Source organism: Mesorhizobium sanjuanii (genome assembly GCF_002529485.1).
Lineage (GTDB): Bacteria > Pseudomonadota > Alphaproteobacteria > Rhizobiales > Rhizobiaceae > Mesorhizobium > Mesorhizobium sanjuanii.
In genome coordinates, this window is sequence record NZ_NWQG01000146.1 from 1 (window position 1) to 4388 (window position 4388).

Below are 4388 nucleotides of genomic sequence, written 5' to 3' on the forward strand. Positions count from 1 at the left end.
GGAATACCCTTGCGCGCGGCCTCACGCATGGCGCGCTCGGCATGGCGCTCGAACCCGCCGCGGTTGAGCAACCTTGACAGCGTATCGATCTCCGATCGCGACCTGACCTCGGCCAGCACGTCACGCACCATGATGACCAGGATGAGAAGCGCGATCGCCAGGGCGAACATGGTGCCGAGCGACTGCGACACCAGGGCGTAATTGCTTCGCAGATAGGCCTGCGGATTGGCGCCCCAGCCGCCCAGCGCGGCGGCAATGAACGGCTTTGACACGAATTGCAGGGCGCTGGCGCCCAGAACGGCAATCAGCACATGGTCGAGCCGGTCGCGTCTTTGCCTGGACGACCAGACGATGCCGAGGCCGACGAATTGCATGGCGGCATAGGGCAGCTGGTAGGCCATCATGCGGGCCAGCGACTGACGCGGCAGATCCTGTACTGCATAGACGGCGATGGAGGCCGCAACCAGGAAGACCAGCATCGGCGTCCAAGGCGGCGCCACCTGGTATTTATGGGCAAGCCCGCCATTGAAGGCGATGGTGGCGCCCAGGAAAACCGAGAAGCCCGCGACGACCGCGGGCCGCGCATTGTCGAAGACCGGAATGGCGAATTCGATGGCATAGTAGGCCATCCCGAGCAGATAGCCGAAGGCCAGCCAGCGCGCTGACGCCCGCCCCACATCGTAGAACGTGATCGCCATGAAGGCCGCTGCCAGCAAGCCTGCGACGAACAGGTTGATTGCAAGGATGAAGTTTGCGCCGCCCATATGGTTTTCCACGCCCCCGGCGCGACAGCAAATCACCGATGGCCGAAAAAGACGTTAACGGCAGCACTTGAGCATGATGCCGAAAAGGCGGTTTTCGGACGACATCATGCTCTATCTCTTTGGTTTAGAGCCGGACTCAGATTTCAGGTCGACTTTACCTGAAATCATCCGGCTCTAGGCCGAGGATAGGCCGGCCTTGAGTGCCGCCGGAACGACGACCATTTCTGGCCGCTCCTGGAACAGGCGCACGCTGTCGCGGCCACTTCTTTTGGCCTCGTAGAGCGCCTCGTCGGCGCGGTGCATCAACAACTCCAGCCCTTCATGGCTGGTGCGGGCCGCGACGCCGAAGCTCGCGGTCACCCTGGTGCCCGGAGGCAGGCCGTCAACGCTGCCCGCCGAGTGCAGCGTGCGCACGGCTTCGGCGAACAGTCTTGCTGCGGCAAGGTCGCTCAGCGGCAGCAGCACCGCGAACTCCTCGCCGCCGATACGGCCGGCAATGCCGCGTGCGCCGGCGGCCGACCGAAACTTGGCGGCGAAGTCGGCGATCACGCGATCGCCCGCCGCATGCCCATGCAGGTCGTTGAGGGCCTTGAAATGATCGAGGTCGGCAAGCACCAGCGCGACCGGCAACCTGGCCGTGATGCAGTGCTGAAGGACTAGCGTTGCGCGCTCCTCGAAGCCGCGGCGGTTGAGCAGGCCCGACAGCGAATCGGTGTGGGTCTCGGTCTTCAGCGCCTTCATCACGTCGAGCCCAGCCGCGCAGATCAGGCAAAGCGCAATCAGCAGCGACAGCAGCGCATGCGACAGAAGTGCAGTCGTCCAGTAGGACGAGGTGTAGAGGTCGGCATAGTTGTCGAACCGTCCATGCGCGATGATGACGATCAAGGTGCGCACGAAGAAGTTGAGCCCGGAAAGCAGCGACAGCACGAACAGGATCATTTCCGTCGGACCCTCGTTGCGCACCACGCGCAGTTCGGCGGCAACGAGCAGGCTGAGGCCGCCGAAGGCGAAATTGATCACCAGGATCCGCCAGGTGAGATCGGGCTGGGCGAACATGAACCAGCAGAGAGCTGGCTAGCCCGCCGCCCGCCAGGACGCCAATCCCCACATAAGGGACGCGCCGCCCATAGCGCGCCACCACCGCGCTGCACAAACAGCAGGAGGCAAAGGTGAAGCATGTAATGGAGAGCAACTTGGATGGCATCAGGCCGATGGGCAGTGTGAAGGCCTGAAACAGGAAGCCGGCCGCCGAAAGCGAGTAGGCCGCGGCAAGGGCGACCAGATAGGGGCGATGGCGTTGATAAAGCCATAGAACAAGGAACGACGCGCCGAGCGCCAGCGCGATCGTTGGGTTGAGCAACGCTATCAGCAGACCGGTGTCCAAAGGACTATGACTTCCCCTCGCTTACGGGAAGACCTTAAGGCGGAAGACCAAACAAGCGGTTAAGCAAATTCGAATATGCGGCAAGCCGGGTTTGTATCGCGCGCGGAACTGGAGAACGGCGGTTGGCGTTTCCCGACAGCAATCATTTGTCCTCAAGGGAGAAGCTTCGATGGCCGACACGATCATGCTGACCGATCACGAGGCAATTCGTTCATGGACGGCCGCTCGCGCTGGATTTCCGGCGATTGTGGACGTGTCGCCCGAAACCGGAACCCAGGCGATGCTAAGACTGGTCTTCGGCCAGCATGCCTATCAGGACCAGGACGAGGCCGAACGACCGGTCAATGCCGGCGGCTACGAACTGGTCGAATGGGACGAATGGTTCAGGCTGTTCGACGAACTTGAGCTGGCGCTGGTCGTCGCGAAGGATGAGCCCGGCCGGCGGGAGGAATTCCACGAATTCGTCAGACGCCCCGGCTGAAGCAAAGGCCCGAACCGGACTCGGCTCGGGCCTGCATGTTCATGCCTCACAGATGAAGTTTGGAGCTGTTTCCAGCCGCGCCAAATCTATTTCCACTCACGAATGTCGACGAAGTGGCCGGCGATCGCCGCCGCCGCCGCCATCGCCGGCGACACCAGATGGGTGCGGCCCTTGAAACCTTGCCGACCTTCGAAATTGCGGTTTGAGGTCGAGGCGCAGCGTTCATGTGGCTTCAGCCGGTCGTCGTTCATGGCAAGGCACATCGAGCAGCCCGGCTCGCGCCAGTCGAACCCGGCGGCAACAAAGATCTTGTCGAGCCCTTCGGCCTCCGCCTGTTCCTTGACCAGTCCCGAGCCCGGCACGATCATGGCATCGACATGCGGGCTGACCTTCTTGCCTTCGACCACCTTGGCGACGGCGCGCAAATCCTCGATGCGGCCGTTGGTGCAGGAGCCGATGAAGACGCGGTCGAGCGAGATATCGGTGATCTTGGTTCCCGGCGTCAGCCCCATATAGTCCAGCGCGCGCTGCTTGGAGGTGCGCTTGTTCTCATCAGTGATGTCGTCCGGGTTCGGCACGATGCCTTGCACCGACACGACATCCTCGGGCGAGGAGCCCCAGGAGACGATCGGCGGCAGCTTGGCCGCGTCGAGCACGATGACCTTGTCGAAATGCGCGCCCTCGTCGGACTGCAACGTCTTCCAGTAGGCAAGTGCTGCATCCCACGCCTCGCCCTTGGGCGCGCGCGGCTTGTCCTTGACATAGGCGAAGGTCGTCTCATCCGCCGCGATCAGGCCGGCGCGCGCGCCGCCCTCGATCGACATGTTGCAGATCGTCATGCGGCCTTCCATCGACAGCGAACGGATCGCCTCGCCGGCATATTCGATGACATAGCCGGTGCCGCCGGCGGTGCCGATCTCGCCGATGATCGCCAGGATGATGTCCTTGGCGGTGACGCCTTCCGGCAGTACGCCATCGACGCGCACCAGCATGTTCTTGGCCTTGCGCTGGATCAGCGTCTGCGTCGCCAACACATGCTCGACCTCGGACGTGCCGATGCCATGCGCCAGCGCGCCGAAAGCGCCATGCGTCGAGGTGTGGCTGTCGCCGCAGACGATGGTCATGCCCGGCAGCGTGAAGCCCTGCTCCGGCCCGATGATGTGGACGATGCCCTGGCGGATATCGTTCTCGGAATAATATTCGACACCGAAATCCTTGGCGTTCCTGGCCAGCGCCTCGACCTGGATACGGCTTTCCTCGTTCTTGATGCCGAACTTGCGCTCGGGCGAGGTCGAAACATTGTGATCGACCACCGCCAGCGTCTTTTCCGGATGCCGGACTTTGCGGCCGCTCATGCGCAGCCCTTCGAAAGCCTGCGGGCTGGTCACTTCATGGACGAGATGGCGGTCGATATAGAGCAGGCAAGTGCCGTCGTCCTGGCGGTCGACGACATGGTCGTCGAATATCTTGTCGTAGAGGGTGCGCGGTGCGCTCATTTGCGTAAATCCGTCGATATGAAAATAGGAAGGGGCAGGGCGCCGGGCCGGCCCGGCGAAAAACGATTCAGCGAAGTCGGCTGGTCAGCGCGCCGGAAACGCGCGCGGAGAATCGCGACGGCAGGCGTTTTCTGTCCTGCAGCACGAAACCCTTGTAGGCCGGATCGCCAAAAAGCTCTTCCATGGCGTGGCTCATATCAATGTTTTGGGTTTTCGGCAATCGCGGCCGCCTTCGCAGAACCTGGTTCCTCGCCCCACGAAGT

The 4388-nt window shown here is 62.6% G+C and carries 3 protein-coding genes and 2 pseudogenes; 1 reads left to right on the plus strand and 4 read right to left on the minus strand.

What is annotated here, in order from left to right:
- Positions 1-764 (minus strand): annotated as a pseudogene (locus CN311_RS20945) (GGDEF domain-containing protein); the annotation flags it as partial.
- A gap of 174 nt (positions 765-938) precedes the next feature.
- Positions 939-2148, minus strand: a pseudogene (locus tag CN311_RS20950) (GGDEF domain-containing protein).
- 169 nt (positions 2149-2317) lie between these two features.
- Here CN311_RS20950 and CN311_RS20955 point away from each other — a divergent pair.
- Positions 2318-2629, plus strand: a complete 312-nt coding sequence (locus tag CN311_RS20955) for a hypothetical protein (protein ID WP_097575619.1) — start codon at positions 2318-2320, stop codon at positions 2627-2629.
- An 86-nt stretch (positions 2630-2715) separates the two neighbouring features.
- On the opposite strand, the gene leuC is transcribed toward CN311_RS20955, so the two are convergent.
- Positions 2716-4125, minus strand: coding sequence for a 3-isopropylmalate dehydratase large subunit (leuC, locus tag CN311_RS20960; RefSeq protein ID WP_097575620.1), 1410 nt, complete (start codon positions 4123-4125; stop codon positions 2716-2718).
- Between the two features lie 67 nt (positions 4126-4192).
- On the minus strand, positions 4193-4388 hold a 196-nt coding region (locus CN311_RS33015; protein ID WP_208866550.1), incomplete at its 5' end, for a hypothetical protein.

Coding starts and splice junctions, on each gene's coding strand:
- leuC (WP_097575620.1), bottom strand. CDS start 4,125: ATGAGCGCACCGCGCACCCTCTACGACAAGATATTCGACGACCATGTC.
- CN311_RS20955 (WP_097575619.1), top strand. CDS start 2,318: ATGGCCGACACGATCATGCTGACCGATCACGAGGCAATTCGTTCATGG.